Annotated in this window: 28 protein-coding genes and 2 tRNA genes; 23 read left to right on the forward strand and 7 right to left on the reverse strand. The window is 68.7% G+C overall.

Annotated elements, in window-relative coordinates; translation table 11 throughout:
• Positions 1-50 precede the first annotated feature (50 nt).
• From ABTX24_RS03130 to ABTX24_RS03165, 8 genes are all read left to right on the forward strand, one after another.
• Positions 51-980, forward strand: a complete 930-nt coding sequence (locus tag ABTX24_RS03130; protein ID WP_201451081.1) for an ABC transporter ATP-binding protein — start codon at positions 51-53, stop codon at positions 978-980.
• Complete coding sequence (locus ABTX24_RS03135) at positions 977-1816, forward strand: hypothetical protein (RefSeq protein ID WP_160024688.1); 840 nt, start codon at positions 977-979, stop codon at positions 1814-1816. Before ABTX24_RS03130 ends, ABTX24_RS03135 begins: the two co-directional genes overlap by 4 nt.
• Positions 1817-1889: 73 nt before the next feature.
• On the forward strand, positions 1890-2648 hold the full coding sequence (locus ABTX24_RS03140; protein WP_350837359.1) for an SGNH/GDSL hydrolase family protein: 759 nt from the start codon (positions 1890-1892) through the stop codon (positions 2646-2648).
• A 9-nt stretch (positions 2649-2657) separates the two neighbouring features.
• Positions 2658-3365 (forward strand): ribonuclease PH, encoded by a 708-nt coding sequence (gene rph / locus ABTX24_RS03145; RefSeq protein WP_350837361.1) that lies wholly within the window; start codon positions 2658-2660, stop codon positions 3363-3365.
• Positions 3355-3981 carry an RdgB/HAM1 family non-canonical purine NTP pyrophosphatase gene (gene rdgB, locus ABTX24_RS03150; protein ID WP_350837363.1) on the forward strand — a complete coding sequence of 209 codons (627 nt, stop codon included), beginning with the start codon at positions 3355-3357 and terminating at the stop codon, positions 3979-3981. The genes rph and rdgB overlap by 11 nt, the downstream gene beginning before the upstream one ends.
• A gap of 79 nt (positions 3982-4060) precedes the next feature.
• Positions 4061-4471, forward strand: coding sequence for a RelB antitoxin-like protein (locus tag ABTX24_RS03155; protein ID WP_350716248.1), 411 nt, complete (start codon positions 4061-4063; stop codon positions 4469-4471).
• A 1-nt stretch (position 4472) separates the two neighbouring features.
• Entirely contained in the window at positions 4473-4904 is a 432-nt protein-coding gene (locus ABTX24_RS03160; protein WP_350837365.1) for a hypothetical protein, read from the forward strand.
• 36 nt (positions 4905-4940) lie between these two features.
• On the forward strand, positions 4941-5708 hold the full coding sequence (locus ABTX24_RS03165) for a 2-phosphosulfolactate phosphatase (RefSeq protein ID WP_350837367.1): 768 nt from the start codon (positions 4941-4943) through the stop codon (positions 5706-5708).
• Here the strand turns inward: ABTX24_RS03165 and ABTX24_RS03170 are convergent.
• From ABTX24_RS03170 to ABTX24_RS03190, 5 genes are read right to left on the reverse strand one after another with little or no spacing between them, the layout of a single operon-like run.
• The gene (locus ABTX24_RS03170; protein WP_350837368.1) at positions 5692-6408 is read right to left on the reverse strand and encodes a cytochrome c biogenesis CcdA family protein; all 717 of its coding nucleotides are present in this window, start codon (positions 6406-6408) and stop codon (positions 5692-5694) included. The genes ABTX24_RS03165 and ABTX24_RS03170 overlap by 17 nt on opposite strands.
• The gene (locus tag ABTX24_RS03175; protein WP_350837370.1) at positions 6405-6884 is read right to left on the reverse strand and encodes a thioredoxin; all 480 of its coding nucleotides are present in this window, start codon (positions 6882-6884) and stop codon (positions 6405-6407) included. Before ABTX24_RS03175 ends, ABTX24_RS03170 begins: the two co-directional genes overlap by 4 nt.
• 44 nt (positions 6885-6928) lie before the next feature.
• Entirely contained in the window at positions 6929-8377 is a 1449-nt protein-coding gene (cls, locus tag ABTX24_RS03180) for a cardiolipin synthase (protein ID WP_350837372.1), read from the reverse strand.
• Between the two features lie 40 nt (positions 8378-8417).
• Positions 8418-8678 (reverse strand): hypothetical protein, encoded by a 261-nt coding sequence (locus ABTX24_RS03185; protein ID WP_350837374.1) that lies wholly within the window; start codon positions 8676-8678, stop codon positions 8418-8420.
• Positions 8671-10257 (reverse strand): TROVE domain-containing protein, encoded by a 1587-nt coding sequence (locus ABTX24_RS03190; protein ID WP_350837376.1) that lies wholly within the window; start codon positions 10255-10257, stop codon positions 8671-8673. Before ABTX24_RS03190 ends, ABTX24_RS03185 begins: the two co-directional genes overlap by 8 nt.
• A 597-nt stretch (positions 10258-10854) precedes the next feature.
• Here ABTX24_RS03190 and ABTX24_RS03195 point away from each other — a divergent pair.
• The 3 genes from ABTX24_RS03195 to ABTX24_RS03205 are packed head-to-tail and all read left to right on the forward strand — an operon-like array spanning position 10855 to position 12996.
• Positions 10855-11763, forward strand: a complete 909-nt coding sequence (locus tag ABTX24_RS03195) for an alpha/beta hydrolase (protein WP_350837378.1) — start codon at positions 10855-10857, stop codon at positions 11761-11763.
• Positions 11760-12404 carry a class I SAM-dependent DNA methyltransferase gene (locus tag ABTX24_RS03200; protein WP_160024678.1) on the forward strand — a complete coding sequence of 215 codons (645 nt, stop codon included), beginning with the start codon at positions 11760-11762 and terminating at the stop codon, positions 12402-12404. The genes ABTX24_RS03195 and ABTX24_RS03200 overlap by 4 nt, the downstream gene beginning before the upstream one ends.
• A 19-nt stretch (positions 12405-12423) precedes the next feature.
• Positions 12424-12996 (forward strand): LURP-one-related family protein, encoded by a 573-nt coding sequence (locus ABTX24_RS03205; protein ID WP_160024677.1) that lies wholly within the window; start codon positions 12424-12426, stop codon positions 12994-12996.
• Between the two features lie 10 nt (positions 12997-13006).
• On the opposite strand, the gene ABTX24_RS03210 is transcribed toward ABTX24_RS03205, so the two are convergent.
• Entirely contained in the window at positions 13007-14068 is a 1062-nt protein-coding gene (locus ABTX24_RS03210) for an inositol monophosphatase family protein (RefSeq protein ID WP_350837380.1), read from the reverse strand.
• A gap of 596 nt (positions 14069-14664) precedes the next feature.
• On the opposite strand from ABTX24_RS03210, the gene ABTX24_RS03215 reads away from it, so the two are divergent.
• The 7 genes from ABTX24_RS03215 (at position 14665) to tig (ending at position 20696) form a co-directional block, all read left to right on the forward strand.
• Entirely contained in the window at positions 14665-15936 is a 1272-nt protein-coding gene (locus tag ABTX24_RS03215) for an HNH endonuclease signature motif containing protein (protein WP_350837382.1), read from the forward strand.
• Positions 15937-16439: 503 nt separating this feature from the next.
• Positions 16440-16958 carry a ribose-5-phosphate isomerase gene (locus tag ABTX24_RS03220; RefSeq protein ID WP_141792457.1) on the forward strand — a complete coding sequence of 173 codons (519 nt, stop codon included), beginning with the start codon at positions 16440-16442 and terminating at the stop codon, positions 16956-16958.
• A gap of 7 nt (positions 16959-16965) precedes the next feature.
• Positions 16966-17808: an Fpg/Nei family DNA glycosylase gene (locus ABTX24_RS03225; RefSeq protein WP_350837384.1), complete on the forward strand. Its 843-nt coding sequence runs from the start codon at positions 16966-16968 to the stop codon at positions 17806-17808.
• Positions 17809-17874: 66 nt separating this feature from the next.
• Complete coding sequence (locus ABTX24_RS03230) at positions 17875-18951, forward strand: PP2C family protein-serine/threonine phosphatase (protein WP_350837386.1); 1077 nt, start codon at positions 17875-17877, stop codon at positions 18949-18951.
• Between the two features lie 117 nt (positions 18952-19068).
• Positions 19069-19142: transfer RNA gene (locus tag ABTX24_RS03235), tRNA-Gly, on the forward strand.
• A 35-nt stretch (positions 19143-19177) separates the two neighbouring features.
• Positions 19178-19250, forward strand: a tRNA-Pro gene (locus ABTX24_RS03240).
• Positions 19251-19307: 57 nt separating this feature from the next.
• Positions 19308-20696 carry a trigger factor gene (tig, locus tag ABTX24_RS03245; RefSeq protein WP_160024672.1) on the forward strand — a complete coding sequence of 463 codons (1389 nt, stop codon included), beginning with the start codon at positions 19308-19310 and terminating at the stop codon, positions 20694-20696.
• A gap of 71 nt (positions 20697-20767) precedes the next feature.
• Here the strand turns inward: tig and ABTX24_RS03250 are convergent, their stop codons facing one another.
• Positions 20768-21535: a hypothetical protein gene (locus ABTX24_RS03250; protein WP_350837388.1), complete on the reverse strand. Its 768-nt coding sequence runs from the start codon at positions 21533-21535 to the stop codon at positions 20768-20770.
• Positions 21536-21744: 209 nt separating this feature from the next.
• Between ABTX24_RS03250 and ABTX24_RS03255 the strand changes: the two genes are divergently transcribed.
• The 5 genes from ABTX24_RS03255 (at position 21745) to ABTX24_RS03275 (ending at position 26561) form a co-directional block, all read left to right on the forward strand.
• Positions 21745-22731, forward strand: coding sequence for a lipase family protein (locus tag ABTX24_RS03255; RefSeq protein WP_350837390.1), 987 nt, complete (start codon positions 21745-21747; stop codon positions 22729-22731).
• A 121-nt stretch (positions 22732-22852) separates the two neighbouring features.
• Positions 22853-23515 (forward strand): ATP-dependent Clp protease proteolytic subunit, encoded by a 663-nt coding sequence (locus ABTX24_RS03260; RefSeq protein WP_396982905.1) that lies wholly within the window; start codon positions 22853-22855, stop codon positions 23513-23515.
• A 4-nt stretch (positions 23516-23519) separates the two neighbouring features.
• The gene (locus tag ABTX24_RS03265; protein WP_091049270.1) at positions 23520-24125 is read left to right on the forward strand and encodes an ATP-dependent Clp protease proteolytic subunit; all 606 of its coding nucleotides are present in this window, start codon (positions 23520-23522) and stop codon (positions 24123-24125) included.
• Positions 24126-24225: 100 nt separating this feature from the next.
• On the forward strand, positions 24226-25518 hold the full coding sequence (clpX, locus tag ABTX24_RS03270) for an ATP-dependent Clp protease ATP-binding subunit ClpX (RefSeq protein ID WP_160024669.1): 1293 nt from the start codon (positions 24226-24228) through the stop codon (positions 25516-25518).
• Positions 25519-25634: 116 nt separating this feature from the next.
• Complete coding sequence (locus ABTX24_RS03275; protein WP_350837392.1) at positions 25635-26561, forward strand: hypothetical protein; 927 nt, start codon at positions 25635-25637, stop codon at positions 26559-26561.
• Positions 26562-26708 lie beyond the last annotated feature (147 nt).

The following is a 26708-nucleotide window of genomic DNA, read 5'->3' on the forward strand; positions in this document are numbered from 1 at the left end:
ATCCGTATGTCCGATGCAGTCTGCGCCGGAGGCACGGCAGGATGTACGACATGATCAAAGTCGAAGGACTGACGAGGGTCTATGGGACCTTCACCGCGGTCGACGACGTGTCGTTCACCGCCGAGGCCGGCAAAGTCACCGGCTTCCTCGGCCCGAACGGCGCGGGCAAGTCGACCACCATGCGCATCATGGTCGGACTGACCAACCCCACCAAGGGTCGGGCAACGATCAACGGCAGCCTCTACGCCGACCTCCCCAACCCGGGCCGCCACGTCGGCGTCCTGCTCGATGCCAGCGCCCAGCACGACGGCCGCACCGGCCGCGAGGTGCTCACGCTCGCCGCGATGACGATGGGCCTGCCCAAGTCGCGCGTCGACGAGATGCTCGAGCTGGTCTCGCTGACGCCGTCGGAGGCGAAGCGCCGGATCAAGAACTACTCGCTGGGCATGAAGCAGCGTCTCGGCATCGCGCACGCGCTGATCGGTGACCCCAAGGTGCTGATCCTGGACGAGCCGGCCAACGGCCTGGACCCGGCGGGTATCCGCTGGATGCGTGGCCTGCTGAAGGAGTACGCCGACCGCGGCGGCACCGTCCTGCTCTCCTCCCACCTGCTTCACGAGGTCGAGCAGATCGCCGACGAGCTGATCCTCATCGGCAACGGCCGCATCGTGGCCGAGGGCACCAAGGACGCCATCCTCGCCGGGCAGGGCACTGCCGGCCAGTCGCTGGTCACCTCCCTGGACAACGAGGCGCTCACCGTCGCGCTCAAGGCCAAGGGCTACAGCGTCGAGCCGATCGGCACCGGCATGCGCGTCTCCGCCGCCCCGGCAGAGGTGGGCAAGGCCGCTCTGGAGGCCAACGTCGTGCTCACCGACCTCCGTGACGGCGGCGCCGGGCTCGAGGACATCTTCCTGCAGCTCACCGCCGAGACCCAGCGCGAGAGCACCACCCAGATCCACGCCGAAGGAGTCTCCGCATGAGCGCCGTATCCGTAGCGCCGTCCACCCCGCTCCCGGCGGTGACCAAGGTGCCGTTCGGCCGGCTGCTGCTGGTCGAGTGGCGCAAGATGACCGACACCCGTGCCGGCCGCGCCCTGCTGATCATCTCGGCCGGACTGTTGCTGCTGGCCATGGCGATCGTGGTCCTGGTGGCCGCGCTCAACGAGACCGTCGAGGTCTCGCTCTCGGCGTGGTCCTCGATCCTGGTCATCCCGCTCTCGCTGCTGACGCCGGTCCTGGCGATCATGATCGTCACCCAGGAGTGGGGCCAGCGCACCAACATGGTCACCTTCAGCCTCGAGCCGAGCCGGCTGCGAGTGATGAGCGCCAAGCTGGTCGCCGTCGTCGCGCTTGCCCTCGTCCTGATCGCCGTCGCGCTGCTGTGCGGCATCGTCGGGAACGTGCTCGCCGCTGCGGTGGGCGGATACGACGCGAGCTGGTCGATCGACGGTCAGGTCCTGGGCTGGACGATCGCCCAGCAGCTGCTCTACTTCGTGAGCGCCTTCGGTCTCGCGATGTGCCTGCTCAGCACGCCGTTCTCGATCGTGGTCGTCTACGTCGACCAGCTGCTCCTGCCGCTGATGGTGTGGTCCACGCTCTACTTCATCTTCGACTGGGCCGCCGACGTGATCCCGTTCATCGACATGGGCTACGCGCTGTCGCCGTTCGCGGCAGGTGCCGGATCTGTGCCGGACGGCGCGAATCTTCCCGACGTCGGTACGCAGCAGGTGCTCGCACTGATCTGCAGCATCTTCCTGTGGGTGGTCGTCCCGGTCGTGCTGGGCGCTTACCGGGTGATCAAGTCCGAGGTGAAGTAGTTCATCGGACTGTTCGCGACACGACACGCGGGGGTGGGTGCTTCGGCACCCACCCCCGTCACCGTTGTCGGACGTGGGCACCTACCTGCGTTACGCGGCGCTCGGTGACAGCGCCACCGTTGGCCTCGGCGACCCCACCGTTGAGGGTTGGCGAGGATGGGCCCGGCTTCTCGCCGAGGCTCTGGGACAGACGTACGACATCTCCTTCTGCAACACCGCGATCATCGGTGCGACCTCGACCGTCGTGGTCGAGCAGCAGCTCGCCGATGCGGTGGCGCACCGGCCCGACGTGGCCTCGCTGATCGTCGGGGTCAACGACGTGATGCGGTCGAGCTGGGACACCGAGCGTCTTCGCAACGACCTGATGACCTGCGCCGACGCGCTCGCGGGCCAGGGTGCGCTGCTGATGACGGCGCGTTTCCACGACCACTCGGTGATGTGGCCGATGCCTGGCTGGATGAAGCGGTCGATCCAGCGGCGTACGGCCGATCTCAACGCCATCTGGGACGAGGTCCACGCCACCTACGGGGGCCTGCGGCTGGACCTGGGTGCGGTTCCCGACCTGCACGAGCGAAGGTTCTGGGCCGCCGACCGGCTGCACCCCTCCGAGCTCGGCCACCGGCGGATGGCTCGCGCGTTCGGCGAGCAGCTGGTGGCGTACGGCCTCTCCTTCGAGCCGCCGTCGCTGGAGCCGGCCGGCGGGCTGCCGACCACCTGGCGGCAGGACCTGGCCTGGATGGCGGGCGAGGGCGTGCCCTGGATGGGGCGCCGGGCGCGGGATCTGGGCCCGTGGGTCGTACGCCGGGCGTGGGCACGGGAGACCGTTGCATAGGGTGGTCCCGTGACCACACGAGCTGACGGGCGCGCCGACGACGAGCTGCGCCCCATCAAGATCACCCGCAACTGGCTGGACCACGCGGCCGGCTCCGTCCTCATCGAGTTCGGCAAGACCCGTGTCCTGTGCGCCGCCTCGGCCTCCGAGGGCGTGCCGCGCTGGCGCAAGGGCTCCGGGCTGGGCTGGGTGACGGCTGAGTACGCCATGCTCCCCGCCGCCACCCATGAGCGCTCCTCGCGCGAGTCGGTGAAGGGCAAGATCGGCGGACGTACGCACGAGATCTCCCGCCTGGTGGGGCGCTCGCTGCGCGCCGTCATCGACTACAAGGCGCTCGGCGAGAACACCATCAACATCGACTGCGACGTGCTGCAGGCCGACGGCGGGACGCGCACGGCCGCGATCACCGGCGCCTACGTCGCGCTGGCCGACGCGGTCGCCTCGCTGGGTGTCTCGAAGGCGCTCACCGGCTCCGTCGCCGCGATCTCGGTCGGGATCATCGACGGTGTGCCGCGCCTCGACCTCCCCTACGAGGAGGATGTGCGCGCCGAGACCGACATGAACATCGTGATGACGGGCGAGGGCAAGTTCGTCGAGGTGCAGGGCACCGCCGAGGGCGTCGCCTTCGACCGCGCCGAGCTCGACGCCCTGCTGGCGCTGGGCGAGAAGGGCTGCGCCGACCTGACCAAGCTGCAGGAGGCCGCACTTGCCGGCTGAGCCCAGGAACGAGCCCAGCATCCACGTCGCCTCGCGCAACGCCAAGAAGCTGGAGGAGATGTTCCGGATCCTCTCGCCGCTGGTGCCCGGGGTCTCGGTCGTCGGCCTCGACGACGTCACCCACTACGACGAGCCGGTCGAGGACGCACCGACGTTCGAGGGCAACGCGCTGATCAAGGCGCGGGCCGGTTTCAAGGCCACCGGCCTGCCGACCGTCGCGGACGACTCGGGTCTCTGCGTCGACGCGCTCAACGGGATGCCCGGGGTGCTCTCGGCGCGCTGGGGCGGTCCGCCCAAGTCCGACGCGCGCAACAACGAGCTGCTCCTGGCTCAGCTCTCCGACGTCCCCGACGAGCGCCGCGGCGCCCACTTCGCCTGCGCGATCGCGTTCGTCTGGGACGGTGGCGAGATCGTGGTCGAGGGCCGCATGGACGGCCGGATCATCCGCGAGGTCCGCGGTGACGGCGGCTTCGGCTACGACGTCCTGTTCGTCGCGGTCGACACCGAGGACGGACGTACGTCCGCGGAGCTGTCGATCGAGGAGAAGGACGCCATCTCCCACCGTGGCCGCGCCCTGCGCGAGATCTCGCCACAGATCGCGAAGCTGCTCGCCTGATCCGCTTGCTCATCTCTGGGCGGCGGTCGCTTCGGCAACGCCGTGTACACTGTGTACACATGCCATGGAGGGAGGCCGTATGGGTGCGTCAGTGGACTACCAGAGTGCCCGCGAGGCACGAGAGCACTTCAAGGACATGCTCGACGCCGCAGATGGTGGCCGCCCGGCGACCGTTTCGCGTGGGGCGCGCCGGGTGGCGGCGGTGGACGCGGACCGCTTGGTCCACTTTCTGATCAGCGTTCGTCCCTCGGGTGCGGTCGCAGTCGCAGAGAACGACGCGTGGTCGATCTTCATCCCGGGCCTGCCGGTGGCTGCCGACGGTGTCACGCTCGACGAGGCGGTCGAGGAGATGGTCGACGCGCTTCGCGACTACGCCGAGGACTGGGTCGACCGGCTGCACGCCGCGCCCAACCACGCCGACAACTGGGGCCTGGTGCAGATCGTGGGGTTGGCCTCCGACGAGCAGCTGCGCGACTGGCTGCTGGCCTGACATGGTCGAGCGCAGGCGTCCGGCGACGAGGGTCGACCATCAGTCCTTCTGCGTCACCGAAGGATGGATCGAGCGCCGGCGGGCCACCGGCAAGCGCGGCACTCATCACGTCAACTACGAGCTCGCCGTGCCCGACGGCCGCATCCTCTACACGCGCATCAGTCATCCCGTCGACCGAACGGACTACGGGCCGAGCATCTGGGGCCACATCCTCAAGGATCAGCTCGAGGTCACCACCGAGGAGTTCTGGGCATGCGTGGAGGACAAGACCCTTCCCTCGCGCAGCCAGATGCCGGAGCCGCGCGAGGCCATCCCGCTGGGAGTGCTTCGGGTCCTGATCCAGGAGGCGCACATCCCCGAGGCGGACGTGCGGGCGATGACCAAGGCGGAAGCCATCCAACGTCTGGCCGACTTCTACACCCGCGGCTCGTGATCGCCGCGGGGTGAACGGGCCGGTTAGCCTCGGCGCGTGACCGCCTTCGACGCGCAGCATCGTCAGCACGCCTACCGGTTCCGGCTCGAGTGGGGCCCGGTGGGCGCCGTGGCGATCGGGCCGGTGGACATCGCCGTCGTGGTGGACGTGCTCTCGTTCACCACGACCCTGACGGTCGCCGTCGAGCGCGGGATCGAGGTGTTCCCGTTCCGGTGGCGGGACGACCGGGCGGAGGCGTACGCACGTGAGCGCGACGCCGTACTCGCGGTGCAGCGCCAGGACGCGGTGCCCGGCCGACCCTCGCTCTCGCCCGCCTCGCTGCACCGGGCCGAGGGCGTCCGGCGGCTCGTGCTGCCCTCGCCCAACGGCTCGACGATCAGCACCCTGCTCGCCGACGGCGGAGCCACGGTCGTCGGTGCCTCGCTCCGCAACCGCACCGCGGTCGCCGAGTGGCTCGCTCCTTGCTGCGCCGAGGGCGCGAGCGTCGCCTTCATCGCGTCGGGGGAGCGCTGGCCGGACGGCACCCTCCGCCCCGCGGTCGAGGACCTCTGGGGTGCCGGGGCAGTGCTGGCCGCTCTCGACCCGAGCGACCTCTCGCCCGAGGCCGCGATGGCGCGCGACGCGTTCCGTGCGGCCGATCTTCCGGACGCGCTCCATGCCTGCGCGGGCGGCCGGGAGTTGACCGCGAAGGGCTATGCGGACGACGTGGTCGTGGCCTCCGAGGTGGACGGCTCGTCGGTGGTTCCGCTCCTTCGCGGCCGGTCGTTCGTGTCGGCCGCAGACCGGCTCACTGATCCGTGCTGAGTTGGCCCTCCAGACCGATCTGCCAGTCGAAGAGCCCCTGCTCGACGAGCAGCGTGAGCAGGGCCTTGTCCAGCCCGGTCGCGATCGCGACGCCGATGAGCACCAGGACGACACCGAGCACCTTGTGGAAGGCGCCCTCGGGGTCGATCGCCCACCTGAGCCTGGCGATCAGCGCCCGGCCGCCCGCCATGACCGCGGCCAGCAGGAGCGTCAGGCCCGCGACGTACGCGAGCAGGTAGCCGAGGCCGCGCAGCGGCTCAGCCGGGAGGATGGCCGCCACGATCAAGGCGTACGTCGGGCTGCAGGCGCTGAAGACCGGCCCCATGCTCGCGCCCAGGAGGATGTCGCCGCCGATCCCGCGACGGGTGCTCGCCCGGGCCAGACGCTCCTGGGCGCGCGAGCCGAGCCCGAGCCGGAACGCCACCGCGTCCCACAGCCGTGGCCAGATCATCACCACACCGAAGAGCGCCACGATCACGCCGGAGACGACGCTCCAGAACCGTGGTGGGACGTCGATCAAGAGGGTCGTCGACTTGAGCACGACACTGAACACGATGACGGAGACACCGAGCGCCGCCACCGCCACCCACGGCCGGCGCTCGCCGGTCCCGCGAGAAAGGATCACCGGCACGAAGGCCACCACGCAGGGGGCGAGCACCGAGAGCGCCCCGGCGAGGAACGACGCGAGCAGCAGCGTCACTGGGTGTTCTCGAGGATGGCGTCGACCGACTTGTCCTGGCCGTAGCCGGACCAGAGCTTGACCGTCTTGCCGGCGGGGTCGACGCGTACGAAGGTCGACTGGATCGTCACCCCGTGCTGCTTGCGCAGATCGGTCGAGGAGTCGTAGTCGACCTTCAGGATCTGGGCGCCCTCAGGCACCTCGCCGCTCTTGATCGCCTCCTCGAACCCGCGGCACTCGGGGCACCAGGGCGCGTGGAAGAAGAGGATCGTGTCGGTGTAGCACGCGTCGGCGACGGCCGTCTCGGAGTAGTCGGCATAGCGTCCCGTTGTCTCGCACGAGGGGGACGAGTCGTCCCCGGCGGCCGGCGCGGTGGGCGGCGTGCTCGCGCTGGTGGTCGGCGATGCGGAGTCATCTGCGGTCTCCGCCGCGCTGCAGCCGACGGTCACCGCGCAGAGGATGGTCAACAGGGCCAGGAATCGGGTGCTCACGGGCATGGGTTCGGAGCGTAACTCTCCCCGGACTGGTGGGTGCACCGACCTCATTGAAGAGCGGCGGTCAGGCGAAGCACGTTGTCGACGTACGCCGCGACCTTCGGCCGTGCGAGCCACTCCTCGAGCAGCAGCTCGCGCGAGATGGCCCGGTAGCTGTCCTCGACCTTCCGCAGCTGTGCCACCGGTTCGCCGTCGAAGAGCATCAGCGAGATCTCGTAGTTGAGGGCGAATGAACGCATGTCCATGTTGCTCGAGCCGAGCACGGCGACCTCGTCGTCGATGCTGAAGTGCTTGGAGTGCAGGACGGCTGGCTTGGGGTAGAGGTAGATGCGGACACCGGCCTCCAGCAGCGCCTCGTAGTAGGAGCGCTGGGCGTGGAAGACCATGAACTGGTCCTTGCCCTCGCTGACGAAGAGCTCGACCTCGACGCCACGGCGGGCGGCCGTCGTCACGGCGTACAGCAGCGACTCGTCCGGCACGAAGTAGGGGCTGGTGATCGAGATCCGCTTCTTGGCGGCGTACATGAGGTGGGTGAACGCGCGCAGGTTGTTCTCGGCGTCGACACCCGGTCCGCTGGGCACGATCTGACCGGTCACGTCGCCGGCGCGCGGCGCGGTGGCGGCCAGCTCGGAGCGCAGCAGCTCGCCGGTCTCGGTGTCCCAGTCGCTGGCGAAGACGACGTTCAGCGCAGTCACCAGCGGACCCTCGATCCGGGCGTTCAGCTCGACCCACTCCCGGCCGGCCCGGTGGTTCTTGGGCTTGTTGTAGCCGGGCTCGATGAGGTTCTGCGACCCCATGAACGCGACCCGGCCGTCGACCACCAGGAGCTTGCGATGGTTGCGCAGGTCGGGGCGGCGGATCTGGCCGCGGAAGGGATCGATCGGCAGCAGGGGGTGCCAGTCGATGCCGGAGGCGTCGAGTCGCTTGACGAGCTGGCGCCAGAGCGGGATGCCGCGTGAGCCCAGGTGGTCGAGGAGGAGCCGTACGCTCACCCCACGCGCCGCAGCCCGGTCGAGGGCGTCGAAGAACGGCTCGGTCATGTGGTCGCAGGCGGTGATGTAGAACTGCACGTGCACGTACGTCTCGGCCTCGTCCACCGCGGCCGTCATCGCCTCGATGGAGGCGGCGTAGTCGCCGATCAGATCGATCCGGTTCCCGGCCCTGGCAGGCAGCGAACCGAGCCGTTCGTTCAGCTCGATCGTGGCCACGTCGACCTCGGAGATCGTCTTCTCGTGCGGCGTCCTCGGTAGGCCGCGTACGTAGCTCAGCACCTCCTCGTTGAGCGCCCGCTGCCGCTCGTGACGCCGCCGGTCGAGCCGGGTCTGACCGAGCAGCAGGTAGCCGATCAGGCCGATTCCCGGGATGAAGAAGATGGCCAGCAGCCACGCCATCGCACTGCTCGGACGCCGGTTCTTCGGCACCACCCCGAGCGCGACGACCTTGACCAGCAGGTCGATGATGTAGATCGAGGTCCCCATGACCCCCGCCACTGTCATGCGCATCAGCATGCACCACCGCCGCCGGTCGCGCGGGATGTCAGTCGGATCGGCGACGGGTGACGAGCGCTATCAGCTCACGGCTGACGCCCAGGGCCCGGGCAAGGGCTGCGTACGTCCAACGTGCCGGGTCCTCATCGCGCAACCGATGGATGATGCGATCGCGCTCGGCCCGGTAGCTCGCGGCGAGCTCGTCGGCCTCCAAGGCCTTTCTGTGGAGCTCACGTGCACGAGCGGCCCGGGGGTCCGAGACCCCCGGGCCGCTCTGCCTGCGTCGCTGGCCCGTCGGCGGCTCAGCCACGGGCGAACTCCGAGATCAGGCCGGGCACCGCCGCATCGAACCCGACCACGTCGAGCATCCCCGAGTCGTCCGGATCGGCGATCGTGAACCCGGTCGCGGTCATCCCGACGACCACGAGCTTCGCGTCGATCCCGGTTGCCCGGCGGTAGTCGCCCAGTGCCTGGTGCGGGTGTACGCCACCGGCCCATGTCTCGTTGTCGGTGTAGACCACGAAGGTGTCCACCTCGAGCCCGTTGGCCCGGGCGTACGCCATCGGCGCGGCGCAGTCGGTGCCACCCATCGGCATCGCGTCGATCACCTTGAGCGCGTCATCGAGCCGCTTGCGCGGGGAGATGTCGAGCTCACGGAGATTGGCGTCGCTCCAGGTCGTTCCGGAGGCGAAGCCGTACGCCACAGCATCCGGTTCCGTGGCCAGCTGGACCAGCGCAAGCGCCGCCGAGGCCTCGCGAGCGGTGATCGGCAGTCCCGAGATCGGCACGCCCATCGACCCGGAGACGTCGACCGCCAAGAAGGTCCGCTTTCCAGACGGCTCGATGGCTCCGAACGCGTTGTAGAAGGCCTGGTCGAGCGCATCGGTGATGCGCCGGGTCGGCTTCCACTCCGCCACCCCACGGGCGGAGCGGCCGGAAGCGTACGTCCGCTGTGCCACCAGCACGTTCACCGGGTGCACGCGAGCCTTCCGCAGCCAGTCGGCATCGGTGAGGCGGCGAGCGATCTCCTTCGTGCGACCGCCGAATGCCGGGAGCATGCCGAGTCGGGTCAGTCGCGGGAGCTGGCGCAGCAGCGCCGTCTGCGGCAGACCGTTGTCGAGCAATGCGTCCCAGACGTCCGTCTCGGCGAGCGCGGCGTCGGGCAGCATCTCCCACGTGAGCCGGTGCTCGCGTACCAGACGTGCCCAGGTGACGGCGTCCGTCGCCTCCTGCGCCTTGACGAACCCCTCGATCAGTGTTGGCACTTCCGCGGTGAGCGAGCCACGCACGATCCAGCCGAACGTCGCGCGCATGGACGGTACGTCGGTGGCCGGGTGCGCGAGCCGGAGCAGGTCGCGGTGCGACCAGCCCTCACGCTGGCGGTACTTCACCGCCTGATAGGCGACCGCATCGGCGTCCTTGCCGGTGTACCACCCTGCGACGGCGCGCCGAAGCCCACGGCCCCAGCCGCGGAACTGCTCCACGTACGCTGCGAAGGTCAACAGGTGCATTCCGGTGCGGGCTACCTGCGGCAGGGCCGCCAGAGCCAGCGCCGAAGACTCCGGGATCGCCGTCGCGCATGCCAGCGCGAACAGCGCGGGCTGCTGCTTCGGTGCCACACCGGAGACGGACACGGTGACGATGGTCGCGACCAGGGTCTCGGGATCGGACGTTGCCAGGCGCCGTACGACCTCGGCGTTCTCCTTCGCGAGTGGCTTGGGAGTGGTGTAGTAGGTGCCGCCGTCGACACCGAGCATCAGGAAGCGCCGCAGCCGCGAGACGTCGTCGATGACGAACGTGTAGCCGCCCGCCGAGTTCTTGACCTGGCGCGGGTCGGCCGGCTCTGACTGAGCCGTGTGTCGGGTGGAGATGGTGCGCAGGACGTCCATGGGTCACTTCCTTTCTGCTGGTCGTCCGGGACATCGGGCATAGGTCATCGCAAGCGGTGGCGGGGCAGGCACTTGCCGGCCGGGCGCCACCGCTGCGATGGTCGAGACGAGTGGGCGTGGTTGTGTCGACCGGGCCAGACTCTCCGGAGGGAGAGCGTCGGATTTGAACCGTTGGATACCAGATAACCGATCGACCTCGGCCCACTCTGGCCTGGACGGACATGTTTGCGGCTGCCGGATTGTCATACGCTCTATCCGATTGAGCTACGTCCCCGATGGGACGGCGGGACTCGAACCCGCACCCTCATGATCCGATAACCGACGGCCTTCGGCCCGTCCAGACATGGTGTGAAGGTCGGGCGGGCGTGTTCTGACTGCCGGTGTTTGACGCTCTAGGCCGCTGAGCTACGCGAACCCGAAGGTGCGACGGGATTCGAACCCGTGTCTCCCACGTGACAGGTGATAACCGACCGTCTCCGGCCCACCCGATCTTCCTATTCAGTTCTCGATGTCGAAAACTGTAGGGGTCTACACACCGGCGTCGCCAATGGTTTATTCCGGTCCTCGTTTCAAGGCCGGGTATGCCAATCTGTCCTCATGGTTCGACTCTTCCCCGCCGCCCGCCGTGCCATCGCCGCCGAGGAGGCCTCGCCGCCGGTCTGGGAGGTCGACGTGGCCGCCCAGCGTGACCAGGCCCGCAAGCTGGCCGCGGCCGAGGCGAAGGAGGAGGTCGCGGAGGTCACCGGCATCGACGCCGACGGGGTTCCGTGCCGGCTCTACACCCCCGAGGACGTACGCGAGGGGGTGATCGTCCACCTCCACGGCGGTGGGTTCGTCTTCAACGACGTCGAGGTCCACGACGCCGCGTGCCGGCGGCTGGCCAACCGGAGCGGGCTGCGGGTGCTGTCGGTCGACTATCGCCGGCCTCCGGAGGACCCCTATCCCGCGGCTCCCGATGATGTCGACACGGTCGTCAAGTGGCTGGGCAACGACCCGCTGCTGAGCACGCTGCCGGCGTACGTCCACGGCGACAGCGCCGGCGGCAACCTCGCTCTCGTCGCGGCTCTGCGCAACCCGGGTGTCTTCGACGCGATGGTGCTCGTCTACCCGTTCCTCGACCCGTCGATGAGCACCCCGGGCTATGCGATGGAGGACGGCTGGAACGAGGAGGCGGCGTGGTACTGGAAGCAGTACGCCTCGACCGAGGTCGATCTCCGCAACCCCGACCTCGGCCCGTACCTCGCCTCTGACCAGGACCTTCGTGGCCTGCCGCCGACCCTGATCGTCAGCGCCGAGGGCGACATCCTCACCGACGAGAACGAGGACTTCGCGCTCCGGTTGGCCGACCTCGGCGTCGAGGTGGTCGCGTTCCGCGCGGTCGGCCAGATCCACGGCTTCTGGCGCCACGGCCAGACCTTCCCCGCCGCGGAATCGGTGATGGCGATGACCGCTGGCTTCTTGATCCAGCACAGCGTGAACCGGCACAGTTCGCGGGGACGTCAGTGACGGAGCCCTACGACGTCACCGAGACCCGGGCTGCTTACGACACCGTCTCCAAGGCGTACGCCGAGATCGTCGACCCGACGATGACCGAGACCTCGTTCGACGCCGGTGTCCTCGACACGTTCATCAGCTACGTACGCAAGGACGGTGGCGGGCTGGTCGGCGACATCGGCTGCGGGCCCGGGCGGGTGACGGCCTATCTGGCCGAGCGGGGGATCGACGTCTTCGGGGTCGACCTGTCGACGGGCATGATCGCGCAGGCCAAGGAGCGGCATCCGGCGCTCCGGTTCGAGGTCGGCGACATGGCCCGTCTCCCGCTCCGGGACGGTGAGCTCGCCGGGGTGCTGGCGTGGTACTCGCTCATCCACACCCCGCCCGCGCGCCGGCCCGAGGTCATCGCCGAGCTCGCCCGGGTCACCCGCCGGGGCGGCCGGTTCGTGACCGCGTTCCAGGTCGGGGACGAGCACGTACGCCACATCGGCGCCTACGGCCACGACGTCACCTTCGACGGCTACCGGCTCCCGGTCGAGGCGACCAGCGCCCTGCTCGAGGAGGCTGGTTTCGAGGTCACCGGGACGGTGGTGCGCTCCGCCGAGGACTGGGAGCGGACGCCGCAGGCGTATCTCGTCGCGCGCCGTCGCTGACGACCGATAGGTTGCGCGCATGACGCAGCAGCCCTACCACGTCCCTCGCTTCTTCCTCCGCCAGAAGGTGACGCCCTTCGCCAACAAGTACGTCGCTCAGGCCGCCAACGCAGACGGCTCGGAGGGGCAGGTGCTCGCCTTCGCGCAGCAGAAGCGGCTGGCGTTCAAGGAGCAGGTGACGTTCTACGCCGACGAGTCGAAGTCGCAGGCCGTCTTCGCGTTCAAGGCGCGGGCGGTGATGGACCTCAACGCCGGCTACGACGTCACCGACCCGAGCGGTGCGGCGCTGGGCTTCTTCCGCAAGGACTTCGGTAAGAGCCTGCTGCGCTCCACCTTCCAGGTGGAGGGTCCGGGTTACTCCGGCACCGGTCAGGAGCGCAACCAGGTCATCGCCATCCTGCGCCGCTTCACCGAGCTCGACTTCCTGCCGATCCACTTCGACTACGTGTCCTCCGAGGGCCAGCCGCTGATCTCGATCGAGCGCCGCTTCGCCTTCCGTGACAAGTACACGGTCACCGTCCACGACCCGCGCGTCGACTTCCGGGTCGCCGCTGCTCTCGCCGTCGCGATGGACGCGCTGATGCAGCGCTGAGCCGTTCGGCTCAGGGTCCGTCCGCCGCCGCGAGGTGCGGGCGGACCAGGTCCAGCAGCAGTTGGTGGGTGGCCGCGTCGGCCGCGGCGATCATCCCGCGGCCGGTGTGGATCGGGTCGCCGTTGAGGTCGGTGACGACGCATCCGGCGGCCTGGCACAGCGCGATGCCGGCGGTGAAGTGGAAGCTCCCCTCGAGGTAGCCGTCGGTGACGTACGCCGCTCGCCGGCCGGCCGCCACCCAGGCGACCGCGAGGGTGGAGGACATCACCCGCGGGCCGAACTGGGCTCGCAGGCGCGGGTCGGCGACGAGCTGTCCGCCGACGAACGGCCGGTCGAGCATGCCGTCGCACTGGATGTCGACGAGCCGGGTGCGCGGGGTCGGCGTGAGGACCGTGTCGCCGCCGCCCTGGCGCAGCCGGGCGGAGGTGCCGTCGGTCCAGAAGATCTCCTCGCTGATCGGGTCGGCCGCTACAGCCGCCTGGATGCCGTCGGGCGTCACGAGCGCGACGTTCACCGCGGCGAGCGGGGTCTGGGCGGCGTAGTTGAGCGTCCCGCAGAGCGGGTCGACCAACCATCGCCGCTCGCTGTCCCCGCTGCGCCCGGTCTCCTCGCCCTCGAAGGCGTCCTCCGGCCGGTACGTCGCGATCGTCTCCCGGATCGCCTTCTCCGAGGCGATGTCCGCCTCGGTCGCGCTGTTGTTGTTTTCTTGGCGAGTCGGGGACTTGTCGAAGTGGCTCAGGTCGGTGCCGTACATCTGCTTGACGACGGCTGCCCCGGCGGTGGCCGCGGCGATCGCGACGGCCTCGTCCGGGAACGCCGCCCGGAAGGCGTCGATCGCCGGATCCGGTTGCTGCTCCGGCTCGTCGCCGATGAAGACCGCCACAACCTCTGCCTCGGGATCCTCGTCCAGGCTGGGCAGGATCTTGTCGCGCCAGCTCCACAGGTTGGGATGGTCATAGTCGACGTACGCCTCCGCGGGCGAGATCAGCTCGATCGCCCGCTCGAGGTCTTCTCGGGACAGTCTGTACGCCGCGGTGCCGCTCGTGTGTCCGACGACTGTTGCGATCACCACGGCCGGGAGGCGGTGGCCGTAGGCGTTGACCAGAGGGAAATGCTCTGGCCCGTGATCGGGTGCTGTCGATGGGCGGAGGCCTACGCCGTGGGCGTTCGGGGGCCTCCAGCCTTCGATCGCTGATTCGAACCTTGATCGTGCCGCGAGGATCTCGTCCATCGTCGTCCAGTGGTCCACGGTGGGGGAATCTATCGGGGGGCTTGTCTTTCGGGGACTGCTTTTCGGCTGTTCTTCTTGGTTGGGGTGGGCCGCCGACCCGTTCTTTGAGGGTCTTCTCGACGCACCCCGGAGTCAAGGACGGCCTGCGGCCGCCGGCTTCGCCGGCCGCTTCGCGGTCCTTGACACCGGGGCCCGTCGAGAAAAACTTGGCTGGCTATCGGGGCGGCGGCCCGGGTGTGGCGCAGCGGAATCTTCCTTGGGACACGTGATGTTGATGGGACGCAAGGGTGGCCCTTCGGGCCACTTACCATCCACAGGAACGAGGTCGTTCGCTCACCGCGAAAATGGTCTCTGATCAGGGAAAATAGGTGGCCAGAACGGCGTGCGAAGCGTAGAATCAGACCCATCACAGCACACCTCTGAAGGAGAGGGCAGCGATGAGTCTCGGCCGCTCGATCGACCACTGGGGCACCAACCCCGGCGACGCGATCGACGCTGCCCTGGCCGCCATCGAGACCGCCCTCCAAGAGTTGCTGGCCACCAACCCGGCCTACTGGCGCACGGACCAGAAGAAGGACCTGCTGGAACGGTTAGAGAAGCTCCAGGCCCAGCAAGCCGCCCTCAAACTCCGGGTGCTCGCTACTGCCGGTGACATCGCCGAGGAGACCGGTGCCAAAGACGCCTCCGGGTGGATGCGGACCGAGCTGTTGGTCGACAAGGGCGTGGCTCGCTCCCAGGTGAAGCTCGCGGCGGCGGTGAGCAAGTACGACCTCGTGGCTGACGGCCTGGCCGAGGGTGTGGTGTCCCAGGACAAAGCGAGGGTGATCACCCAGGCCCTCGACCAGATCGAGACGGACCCCGCCGCCAGCGCTGAGGACCTGGTCCTGGCCGAGAAGCTGCTCGTGGACTACGCGACCCGGTTGACGGCGAACGAGTTGAAGATCGTCGGCCGCCGGATCCTGGCCGAGATCGACCCGGAGCGGTTCGAGGCCGCCGAAGCGAAGGCGTTGCAGCGGGAGGAGGAGCACGCCCAGCGGCGTACGTTCTTCTCCTCGCGAGACAACGGCGACGGCACCATCGACCTCCACGCCCGCGTCTCCCGTGTGATCGGGATGCGGCTCCGCACATTGTTGGACTCGTTGGCTCAGCCGAGGAAGCTCACGGCTGAGGACAAGGGCCGCAAAGCCCCCTATGACCGGTTGCTGGGCCAGGCGTTCGCGCGGGTGGTTGAGACCTACGACGTCGACCAGCTCCCCAGGCACGGCGGGCATGCGACCACGGTGTTCATCACGATGAGCGTGGAGGATCTCCGCAGGGACTTGGGCACCGCTGCCCTCGGCTTCGATGGGGAGGAGATCACCGCTGCTGAGGCTCGCCGGATGGCGTGCAACGCCGACATTGTTCCGGTGGTGTTGGGCACCGATTCCGAGATCCTCGACTTCGGCCGCACCGCGAGGTTGGCGTATCCGGTCCAACACCGAGCGCTCCGGTTACGCGACAAGTGCTGCCAGGCCGAAGATTGCGATGCCCCGGCAGCGTGGACCGAAGCCCACCACCTGAAACCGTGGGCCGAGGGCGGTCGAACCGATCTGGCGAACATGGTCTTGCTCTGCCCCAGCGACCATCGCCGGATCCACGACCCCGACTACGTCTATGAGCGGCTCCCGGATGGGCGGATCCGGTTCACCAGGCGCACCCGAACCAGCTGATCGAGGCTGGGCCGGCCGCATCGCCGTGCCGGTTCCTCCCGTTCCCTTTCAGCGCGGGCGTCGCAGTCCTCGGCACGGCCGCTGCCCGTCCACCCGATCCGATCCATGCCCCCGCGTGGGGGTGGGGAGCGGTTTAATGGGCAGCATCCCCGCCCCTTCGCGGCGGCACCTTGTGAAGCGTTCACAAGGTGTCATCGTCTTGTAAAAGCACGAGGAAACCCTTCCGTCCCCAGGGATCACTGGCCCAAGGTCCCAAGCCCGGTCGCAACCCATGGAATCCGCGCCACACCCCGCCGCCGACCCGATAGCCAGCCAAAATTCTCGACGGATCCCGGTGTCAAGGATCGCCGCAGGCGACCGGCGAAGCCGGCGGCCGAAGGCCGTCCTTGACTCCGGGATTCGGCGAGAACACCCTCCGTAACGGGTCGGCGGCCCCAACCCGACAAGAGACACCAACCCCGCCAAGTCCGAAGATGAGCAACAGGTAGGAGAGGATGGGCCGCATGCGCGTCCACATCGGCTGTGACCATGCCGGTCTCGAACTGAAGTCCCACCTGATCAACCGTCTGACGGAGCTCGGCTACGAGCCTGTCGACCATGGCCCGTTCGTCTATGACGCACTCGACGACTACCCGGTCTTCTGCATCCGGGCCGCCGAGGGAGTGGCCCGGGACCGGGCGCAGGGGCTGGACAGCCTCGGGGTCGTGATCGGGGGGTCGGGCAACGGTGAGCAGATGGCGGCCAACAAGGTGACCGGCATCCGCTGCGCGCTCGCGTGGAGCGAGGAGACCGCCAAGCTCGCCCGTGACCACAACAATGCCCAGGTGGTCGCGGTCGGTGGCCGGATGCACAGCCTCGAGGACATGACGAAGTTCGTCGAGATCTTCCTGGCCGAGCCGTTCAGCGAGGACGAGCGGCACGTGCGCCGCATCGACCAGCTCCACGCCTACGACGCCGACGGCGTACGTCCGCCGCTTCCCGACTCGGCCAAGGGCCTGGGGCCCGCCGAGGACCAGGACTGATCCGGGGATGCCCGAGGGGCACACCCTCCACCGTCTCGCGCTCGACCTGAGCGACGCCTTCGCCGGCCAGCAGGTCAGGGTCAGCAGCCCGCAGGGCCGGTTCGCCGGCTCCGCCGCGCTGCTGGACGGCCAGGTCTTCACCGGGGCCGAGGCGTGGGGCAAGCAGCTCTTCCTCGAGTTCCCGGGGGAGCAGTACGTCCACATCCATCTCGGCCTCTACGGCAAGCTCGACCTGAAGCCGTACGCCACGGAGCCGCCGCTGCCCGTCGGCCAGGTCCGACTCCGCCTGACCGGCAGCGAGACGTACGCGGACCTGCGCGGCGCCAACACGTGCAACCTCGTCACCGCCGCCCAGCGTGACGCGGTGGTCGCGAAGCTCGGGCCGGACCCGCTGCGCGACGACGCCGACCCGGGCCGCGCATGGCTGCGGATCAGCCGGAGCCGTACGACCATCGGCGCGCTGCTGATGGACCAGACCGTCCTGGCCGGGGTGGGCAACGTCTATCGGGCCGAGGTGCTCTTCCGGCACCGGATCGACCCGATGCGCCCCGGCAACACCCTGCGCAGGCAGCAGTGGGACGCCATCTGGGACGACCTGGTCGAGCTGATGAAGCTCGGCGTCCAGCGGAACCGCATCGACACCGTCCGCGACGAGCACACCCCAGAGGCGATGGGCCGTCCCCCGCGTCAGGACGACCACGGGGGCGAGGTCTACGTCTACCGCCGGCACGGCCAGCCCTGCCTGGTGTGCGGCACGAGCGTACGGACCACCGAGCTGCAGCAGCGCAACCTGTTCTGGTGCCCGAAGTGCCAGCGCACGTACCGGCCCCGGACGAGCGTAAAGAAGTAGCCCGCACTACTCTCCGGCCTGCGAGAACGACCACGCAGCCCCCACCTCGAGACCTAGAGTGAGGCCATGTCGAGCCATGCCTTCGCAGACCGCCTGCGGAGCAACGCGATCCGCCGCAGGTTCCGTGACCCGGAGCTGCGAGCGGTGCTGTGGCTCGGGCTGCTGACTATCGTCCTGACGGTCCTCGCGGCGGCTCAGACGGGCTGGCTGCAGGTGGTCCCGGTGGCGGTCCTCACCGTGCCGCTGCTGCTCGGCGGGGTGCTGCTCGGGCCGCGTACGTTGAGCTGGTTCGTCGTCTTCGTGATGATCATGATCGTGGTCGCCGCCAGCCGCGTCACCCTCTCCGACAGGGACGCCGTCGCCATCGGTGTCCACTTCATGCTCGGCTTCATCCTGCTGTTCGTCGGCGAGCGCCGCACCGACCTCGGCGTGGGTGGGCTGAGCAACGAGGTGATGCTCCGCGACCTGACCCGCAAGCTCGACCAAGGTGCGATCCCGCCGATGCCTCCCGGATGGCTCGCCGACTCGGCCGTCCTGCCGGCCGGTGGCACCCAGTTCGCCGGTGACCTCGTGGTCGCCGTACGGGTGGACAACCGTCTCGAGGTCGTCGTCGTCGACGTCTCCGGAAAAGGGGTGCGCGCCGGCACTCGGGCGCTCCAGCTCTCCGGCGCTTTCGGTGGGCTCCTCGGCGCGCTCCCGCCGAGCGAGTTCCTCCCCGCCGCCAACCGCTACCTGCTGCGCCTGGACTGGCAGGAGGGCTTCGCGACCGCGGTCTACCTCTCGATCGACCTCGACAACGGCGCGTACGAGATCCGTACGGCCGGCCACCCGCCCGCCCTCCTGCGACGAGCCGCCACTGGCCGCTGGGAGGAGGCCGAGAGCAACGGCCCGGTGCTGGGGCTCATCGACGACGTCGAGTTCGACGCCTGCGAGGGAGTGCTCGGGGTGGGCGACATGGTGATGCTCTACACCGACGGCGTCGTGGAGGCGCGGGGTGTCGACCTCGAGCGCGGCATCAGCAACTTGGTCGCCACCGCCGACCACCTCGCGGTCACCGGCAGAGGTGGGGGAGCGCGCCGCCTGCTCGAGGGACTGAGCGCCAGCTCCGACGATCGCGCGCTCGTCGCGGTCGGGCGAAGGTGACCGAACCGACCCGCGATCCGAACCTGTGAACCGGCAAGTAGGGGAGCCGGTTACAGGTGTGAGCCAGATCTATGGCAGGATTTCGCAGGTCGCACGAGGGCGCTGGCTCTCGCGTGCGCGGATGTAGCTCAATGGTAGAGCCTCAGTCTTCCAAACTGATTACGCGGGTTCGATTCCCGTCATCCGCTCCAAGTGCCATTCCCGCTGATTGGGGAGGGGCCCTTGACGGGGCGTAGCGTAGTGGCTAGCGCGCCTGCTTTGGGAGCAGGAGACCGCAGGTTCGAGTCCTGTCGCCCCGACATTTCATTGCCCTGCACGCGACATCATTCTCAGAAACAAACGACAGGAGACACCCTGTGAAGAGCGCCGTCGAGACGTTGAGCCCGACCCGGGCCAAGCTGACCGTCGAGGTGCCCTTCGAGGAGCTCAAGCCGAGCCTCGACGCGGCGTACAAGCAGATCGCCAAGCAGATCAACGTTCCCGGCTTCCGCCGGGGCAAGGTCCCGCCCCAGGTGATCGACAAGCAGGTCGGCCGCGGCGCGGTGCTCTCCGAGGCGGTCAACAACGTCCTCCCGCAGATGTACTTCGACGCCCTCCAGGAGAACTCGCTCGAGCCGCTCGCGCAGCCCGAGATCGAGGTCACCAAGCTCGAGGACAACGAGACCCTGGAGTTCACCGCCGAGGTCGACGTCAAGCCCGAGATCACGCTGCCCGACTACGAGGGCATCGAGGCCAAGGTCGAGGACATCGAGCTCACCGACGCTGACGTCGAGGAGCAGATCCAGGCGATGCGCGAGCGCTTCGGCACTCTCAAGGACGTCGAGCGCGCCGCCGCCGATGGCGACTTCGTGGTCATCGACCTGAAGGCGACCAAGGACGGCGAGGACGTCGAGGGCGCCGAGGCCGTCGGGATGAGCTACCAGGTCGGCAAGGGCGGCATGCTCGACGGCCTGGACGAGGCCATCGTCGGTCTGTCCGCCGGCGAGTCCAAGGACTTCAAGAGCACCCTCGTGGGCGGTGAGCTGATCGGCCAGGAGGTCGACGTCAACGTCACCGTCAACCAGGTCCAGGAGCAGGAGCTCCCGGCGTACGACGACGACTTCGCCCAGCTCGCCAGCGAGTTCGACACCGTCAAGGAGCTCGAGGAGGACGTTCGCGGCCGCCTCGGCAACGGCAAGCGCCTCGAGCAGGCCGCCGCCGCCCGTGACGCCGTCCTCGAGGCCCTCCTGGAGCAGGTCGAGATCCCGCTGCCGGAGAGCATCGTCACCGACGAGCTCAACGCGCGCCGCGAGGGCATCGAGCAGCAGCTCGGCTTCGCCGGCCTCACCTTCGAGAAGTACCTCGAGGACGAGGAGCAGACGATCGAGGAGTTCGAGGCCGACCTCGAGCGCCGCGTTCGCGACGCCGTCGCCGCCCAGCTGATCCTCGACCAGATCGCCAAGGAGAAGGAGATCGGGGTCGAGCAGCAGGAGCTGACCGAGCACATGATGCGCCGCGCGCAGCAGTCCGGTCAGGACCCGCAGGAGTTCGTCAACCACATGCTCGAGCACAACCACGTGCCCGAGCTGGTCCAGGAGATCCTGCGCGGCAAGGCGCTCGCCCAGCTCGTCGAGGCCGCCAAGGTCACCGACGAGTCCGGCAACCACGTCGAGCTGAAGAACCTCCGCCCCGACGGCACCATCGGTGAGGACGAGCCCGAGGCTGAGGCCGAGGCCCCCGAGGAGACCGAGAAGGCTGACGCCTGATCACCCTCAGACGTACGTCACAGCGCCCCTGCCTCACGGCAGGGGCGCTGTCGTTTTCGGCTGAGTCGGCGCTACTGGGCGTCGAAGTTGTCCGTCGGGTCGCCCGAGACCTCCAGATGCTTGGCCGCGCAGTCGGTCTTCGACAAGCCCTGCTCGACACACCACTCCAGTGCGGGTGTGGAGGTGTCACTGGGGTGGGGGACCACGACGGCGTACATTCCTGGCTTCACGTACGAGCTCGGCCACTCGCCGGTGTCGAGGAGGAGCGCCTCGGGGTGGGCGGTCTTGATCTTCTGGTAGCGGGTCAGCGCCTGGTGCCAGTCGGCGTCGCCGCCGTCACCGGCACCGACCGCCGCCAGCTGCGGGATCCAGGTGCCGATGAGCTTGGTGGCCGCTTCGGTGTCGAGGCGGGAGATGCGGAGCAGCTGATGCTCCGGCGGGGCGTCCGGGTCCACGGAGGGCACGCTCGACGGCTCGCTGGTGGGGCTGGTCGAAGGCTCCGGCTCCGCCTCGGACTGCACGGGTCCGGCCCCGTCCTTGCCGAAGATGAACCCGAGCACTCCGGCGACGAGCACCAGCACCACGATCATCACCAGGATCGGCGCGGTGCGGCCCTTCCGTTGCGCCGGGGGCGGCGAGGCGGCGTCGTCGAAGAAGTATCCCCGCGTGCTGCGACCCGTGGTCGCATCGTCGCCGAGCTCGTCCACGAAGAGCGGACGGTGCTGCTCCGGGGGAGCCAGGAGCGGGGTTCCGCAGCCGATGCAGTAGATGGCCCCGGGCAGCAGAGCATCGCCGCACGACTGGCAGCGTGCTTCCTTCTCGTCGCCCTCATCGCTCATGCGCGGACACCCCCTTCCGCATCCGACGGTAACCCGCGGAGGCCGTTGTCGTCACGCAACACCAGCAACAACAGCATCACAGACACCATACGTGTGAGTGAACGCAAACGTACTGAATGTGGTCGCGCCGGTGTGATCTGAGACACAGGCGGGCCGGACAGTGGGCACAGGTGATCCGCTCGGCGGGGCAGAGGCCCTACGCTGCCAGCGTGACCTCCAGCCCTGAGACCGTCCGCGCCGTGGTCCTCAACGTCGAGGACGCTCCGGTGGACCCCGACGCCGAGGAGCTGCTCGACCGCGGTCAGGGCAAGGTGGCCGGCCTCGTCGGTCTGGCGAAGCTCGCCTGGCGTATCACGGCCTTCGCCCGGCGCCCGTTCGCGGCCCCGTTCGCGCTCGCGACCCCGATCATCCGCGGTGTCGTCAACACCGACTCCGGACCCGCGGTCGCGGTCCGGCATCAGGGTCGCATGGTCAGCCCGAAGGAGTGGGCAGCCGCCCAGCGCCAGGTCGGGACGAGCCCTCGGATCCTGGTCCTGATCCCGCCGGCGGGCAAGGACGAGACCGTCTGGGACGAGGGTTCGCAGGCGACCGGGGCGACGTACGCCGACCGGCTCGCCGAGCTGCTCGGCTGGATGCCGCTGCACATGCACGTCTCGGCCGGGAGCAAGTCGGTGCCCGCCGCGGTGGCGCTCAGCAGCCGGATCCAGGAGTGCGTCGACGCCCTCGCGGCGGAGCCGCGCATCGTCCTGGTCGGCTACGCCGGGGGTGGCCTGATCGCCCGGAACGCGCTCGGTGTGGCGACCGCAGGGGCACGCCCGTGGACGACGTACGTCTCGGAGCTGATCGCGCTCGGCACGACGCCCTACGCGGTCACCTCGGCCCCGATCTCGGGTGGGGTCGGCAAGCAGCTCGACGAGCACCTCGCCGGGATCGCGGTCGTCGGGGCCGACGAGGCGATGCTGCCGCCGCGCCCGGATGTGGACTATCTGCTGGTCACCGACAAGGCGACCTCGCGCCCCAACCGGGTCGGGCGACTCTTCGGGGAGATGCTGTGGTGGCGGCACAAGACGCCGCTGCGGTCGCGGCGGGTGCGCGACCTGTTCCCGACGGCGGAGCGCTTCACGCTCTCGACCGCCGAGACGCCGCTGTCGAACCATCCGGCGGTTCACGACGCCCTGCTGCGCTGGCTGGCGTAGCCGTGGGGATCGCGGCGCCGCGCGGATTGCGACGCGATCGCCAATAGTTCTGCCGTCGGCGAACAATGGCACACCAGCCGTGGAACAACTGGATGTGGCGGCTAGTGTCGATCCTGTGAACATCGACTCCAGCGCGGCTGACGCTCATGCCGGTGCCCCAGGGCTCTCCCCGAGCCTGGGCGGCAACGGCGGCGGTCTGAGCCTTCTCGACGACAACATCTACAACCGACTGCTGCGGGAGCGCATCGTCTTCCTCGGCTCCGAGGTCCGCGACCAGAACGCCAACGCGATCTGCGCGCAGCTCCTGCTGCTCTCCGCGGAGGACCCCGAGGCCGACATCTTCCTTCACATCAACTCGCCCGGTGGTTCGGTGGATGCCGGTATGGCCATCTACGACACGATGCACTACATCCCCAACGACGTGGCGACCGTCGGCATGGGCCTGGCTGCCTCGATGGGCCAGTTCCTGCTCTGCGCCGGCGCGAAGGGCAAGCGCTACGCGCTGCCGCACGCGCGGATCATGATGCACCAGCCCTCCTCGGGCATGGGTGGCTCGGCCTCCGACATCAAGATCCAGGCCCAGCAGTCCCTGCACATCAAGAAGGTGCTGCTCGAGCTGATCAGCGAGCACACCGGCCAGAGCGTCGAGCAGGTCACCACGGACGCCGACCGCGACCGCTGGTTCACCGCTGCCGAGGCACTCGACTACGGCCTGGTCGACCAGGTCATCAGGAGCGCCAAGGAAGCATCCGACGAAGGCCGCCCCGCCCACAAGAAGGACTGAGGACATGAACTACTACATCCCGCAGTGGGAGGAGCGTACGTCGTACGGCGTCCGCCGGATCGACCCCTACGCCAAGCTCTTCGAGGACCGGATCATCTACCTGGGCACCCCGATCAGCGACGATGTCGCCAACGCGGTCATCGCCCAGCTGCTCTGCCTGCAGTCGATGAACCCGGACCAGGACATCTCGATCTACATCAACAGCCCCGGTGGCTCGTTCACGGCCTGCACCGCGATCTACGACACGATGCAGTTCATCAAGCCGGACGTGCAGACCGTCTGCATCGGTCAGGCCGCCTCGGCCGCCGCGATCCTGCTCGGCGCTGGCGCGCACGGCAAGCGGATGGCGCTGCCCAACAGCCGCATCCTGATCCACCAGCCCTACACCGAGGGCACCTTCGGCCAGACCTCCGACATCGAGATCCAGGCCAACGAGATCCTGCGGATGCGTGAGCTGCTCGAGAAGATGATCGCCGACCACAGCGGCAAGTCGATGGACGAGGTCAGCCACGACATCGAGCGAGACAAGATCCTCACCGCCGCGCAGGCGGTCGAGTACGGCCTGATCGACTCGGTGCTCGAGTCGCTCAAGACGCCGGCTCTCGTTTGACCATCGGGCCCCGCGCCGCTCCCACATTGAAGGCGCGGCGCGGGGTACCGTCAGTAACTATTCGGACCTAGCAGCACAAGTCGGGGAAGGAAGGCCACTCGTGGCACGCATCGGCGACGGAGGTGACCTGCTGAAGTGCTCCTTCTGCGGGAAGAGCCAGAAGCAGGTCAAGAAGCTCATCGCGGGTCCCGGCGTCTACATCTGCGACGAGTGCATCGACCTCTGCAACGAGATCATCGAGGAGGAGCTCAACGAGGGCTCCGAGGTGGAGATCGCCGACCTCCCCAAGCCGAAGGAGATCTTCGACTTCCTCAACTCCTACGTCATCGGCCAGGAGCAGGCGAAGAAGTCGCTCGCCGTGGCGGTCTACAACCACTACAAGCGCGTCCAGGCCGGCCTGCAGCCCGGCGGCCCGCAGGGCCCCGGCAAGCACGCCAAGGAGGAGCAGGTCGAGGTCGCCAAGTCCAACATCTTGGTGATCGGCCCGACCGGCTGCGGCAAGACCTACCTGGCGCAGACGCTGGCCCGGATGCTCAACGTCCCGTTCGCGATCGCGGACGCCACCGCGCTGACCGAGGCCGGCTACGTCGGTGAGGACGTCGAGAACATCCTCCTCAAGCTGATCCAGGCCGCCGACTACGACGTCAAGAAGGCCGAGACCGGCATCATCTACATCGACGAGATCGACAAGGTGGCCCGCAAGGCGGAGAACCCCTCGATCACGCGCGACGTCTCCGGTGAGGGCGTGCAGCAGGCGCTGCTGAAGATCATCGAGGGCACCACCGCCTCGGTGCCGCCGCAGGGTGGCCGCAAGCACCCGCACCAGGAGTTCATCCAGATCGACACCACCAACATCCTCTTCGTGGTGGGTGGCGCGTTCGCCGGTCTGGAGCACATCATCGAGCAGCGGGTCGGCAAGAAGACCCTCGGCTTCACCGCCGAGGTGCGGGGCAAGGCCGAGAAGGAGTCCGAGGACCTGCTGAAGCTGGTGCGTCCCGAGGACCTCACCAAGTTCGGGCTGATCCCGGAGTTCATCGGCCGGCTGCCGCTGATCGCGAGCGTCGAGAAGCTCGACCAGGCCGCGCTCGTCCAGATCCTGACCGAGCCGCGCAACGCGCTGGTGAAGCAGTACCAGAAGCTCTTCGACCTCGACGGCGTCGACCTCGAGTTCACCGAGGACGCGGTCACCGCCATCGCCGACAAGGCCCTCGAGCGTGGCACCGGTGCCCGTGGCCTGCGGGCGATCATCGAGGAGGTTCTCCTCTACGTGATGTACGACGTCCCCTCCCGTGGCGACGTCGGCAAGGTGATCGTGACCCGCGAGGTGGTCGACGACGGCGAGATGCCGACGCTCGTTCCTCGCGAGAAGGAAACCAAGAAGAAGTCCGCGTAGCCCGTTTGGGTCATTTTCGCCGCCCGGGTCGGTATTGGCCCGGGCGGTCGGACACAATACGCACTGATGATCATCTGTACCTTTCCAGCTCCGTCACTCGGTAGGGAAGTGGGCACGTGAGGTTCCAGAGGGGCCCGGTGATGGCCTACGCCGCCGTAGTGCTCATCGGCCTGCTCGTGGTCATCCAGACCCTCAGCCCGGACATCTCCGCGTTGCACCGGGTGCCGCGTACGCTCTCGGGCCAGGCCGACTTCACGGTGATCCCGCCGGCGCCGTCTCCCGGTGTCTCCGGTGTGTCGACGATCCCCAGCAACACGCCCGATACGGACCGGAAGAGCGACCCGGAGGACTCCGCCCCGCCGAAGAGCCGCGAGGAAGAGAAGCCGGACAGGGCGCCGTCCGCGCCCGCCGAGCAGCCCGAAGCACCGCCCTCCGAGGAGCCGACGACGCCCGCCGACCCCGGTGAGGGCAACGGCAACGGCAAGCCGCCCACGCTGGTCCCGTCTGTGGGACCGATCCCGGGGATCATGGCCCCGCTGCTGTGGCCGTTCGTGGCCGAGGAGGACGCCCGCCCCGTCGACGAGGCCGTGCCGATGTTCCTGCGGCAGCTGATCGCTGCCGACGCCGGCGTCCCGGTCGAGGATCTTCCGCTGGAAGAGCCCAAGAAAGACCGGGAGACCGATGAGGCGACCTCGGAGTCGAAGGAGCCCGACGCGGAGTCGACCAAGCAGGAGTCCGAGGCCGAACGGGTCCTCGAGGACGCCTGCGAGCTCACCGCCGCGATCGCCGAGGACGTCAAGACGTTGCCAGGAGCGAACGGCGCTCCCGAACCCGAGGGCACGCCGGAGTGCGATGAGGCGTGCGCTGAGCCGAAGACACCGGTAGGGTCGTCGCCCGCAGCCGAACCCGAGGCCACCACCGAATCCGCTGAGCCGTCCGACACCGAGCCGTCCGAGGCTGAGACGACGGATGCACCGGAGCCGGAGGAGCCGAAGGAAGGCAGCAAGGACGACCAGACTTGTGCCGAGAAGTCGGTGCAGTAGGGATCACTCCGATGGCGACCGCACCACGCCAGAGTGACCGGCCGAGCGAGTCCCCCCGGGCGCTTGGCTGGAGTGAGGGACGAAGCAGGCCCCGGAACCGCGTCGCGGTCCGGGGCCTGCTCCGTCGTTGGGCTCCGTCGGTCTGAG

The organism is Nocardioides sp. NPDC127514 (genome assembly GCF_040302125.1).
In the GTDB taxonomy this organism is placed as follows: domain Bacteria; phylum Actinomycetota; class Actinomycetes; order Propionibacteriales; family Nocardioidaceae; genus Nocardioides.

Coding starts and splice junctions, on each gene's coding strand:
- ABTX24_RS03130 (WP_201451081.1), top strand. CDS start 51: ATGATCAAAGTCGAAGGACTGACGAGGGTCTATGGGACCTTCACCGCG.
- ABTX24_RS03135 (WP_160024688.1), top strand. CDS start 977: ATGAGCGCCGTATCCGTAGCGCCGTCCACCCCGCTCCCGGCGGTGACC.
- ABTX24_RS03155 (WP_350716248.1), top strand. CDS start 4,061: ATGGGTGCGTCAGTGGACTACCAGAGTGCCCGCGAGGCACGAGAGCAC.
- ABTX24_RS03160 (WP_350837365.1), top strand. CDS start 4,473: ATGGTCGAGCGCAGGCGTCCGGCGACGAGGGTCGACCATCAGTCCTTC.
- ABTX24_RS03175 (WP_350837370.1), bottom strand. CDS start 6,884: ATGCCCGTGAGCACCCGATTCCTGGCCCTGTTGACCATCCTCTGCGCG.
- cls (WP_350837372.1), bottom strand. CDS start 8,377: ATGACAGTGGCGGGGGTCATGGGGACCTCGATCTACATCATCGACCTG.
- ABTX24_RS03190 (WP_350837376.1), bottom strand. CDS start 10,257: ATGGACGTCCTGCGCACCATCTCCACCCGACACACGGCTCAGTCAGAG.
- ABTX24_RS03195 (WP_350837378.1), top strand. CDS start 10,855: ATGGTTCGACTCTTCCCCGCCGCCCGCCGTGCCATCGCCGCCGAGGAG.
- ABTX24_RS03205 (WP_160024677.1), top strand. CDS start 12,424: ATGACGCAGCAGCCCTACCACGTCCCTCGCTTCTTCCTCCGCCAGAAG.
- ABTX24_RS03215 (WP_350837382.1), top strand. CDS start 14,665: ATGAGTCTCGGCCGCTCGATCGACCACTGGGGCACCAACCCCGGCGAC.
- ABTX24_RS03220 (WP_141792457.1), top strand. CDS start 16,440: ATGCGCGTCCACATCGGCTGTGACCATGCCGGTCTCGAACTGAAGTCC.
- ABTX24_RS03225 (WP_350837384.1), top strand. CDS start 16,966: ATGCCCGAGGGGCACACCCTCCACCGTCTCGCGCTCGACCTGAGCGAC.
- ABTX24_RS03230 (WP_350837386.1), top strand. CDS start 17,875: ATGTCGAGCCATGCCTTCGCAGACCGCCTGCGGAGCAACGCGATCCGC.
- ABTX24_RS03250 (WP_350837388.1), bottom strand. CDS start 21,535: ATGAGCGATGAGGGCGACGAGAAGGAAGCACGCTGCCAGTCGTGCGGC.
- ABTX24_RS03265 (WP_091049270.1), top strand. CDS start 23,520: ATGAACTACTACATCCCGCAGTGGGAGGAGCGTACGTCGTACGGCGTC.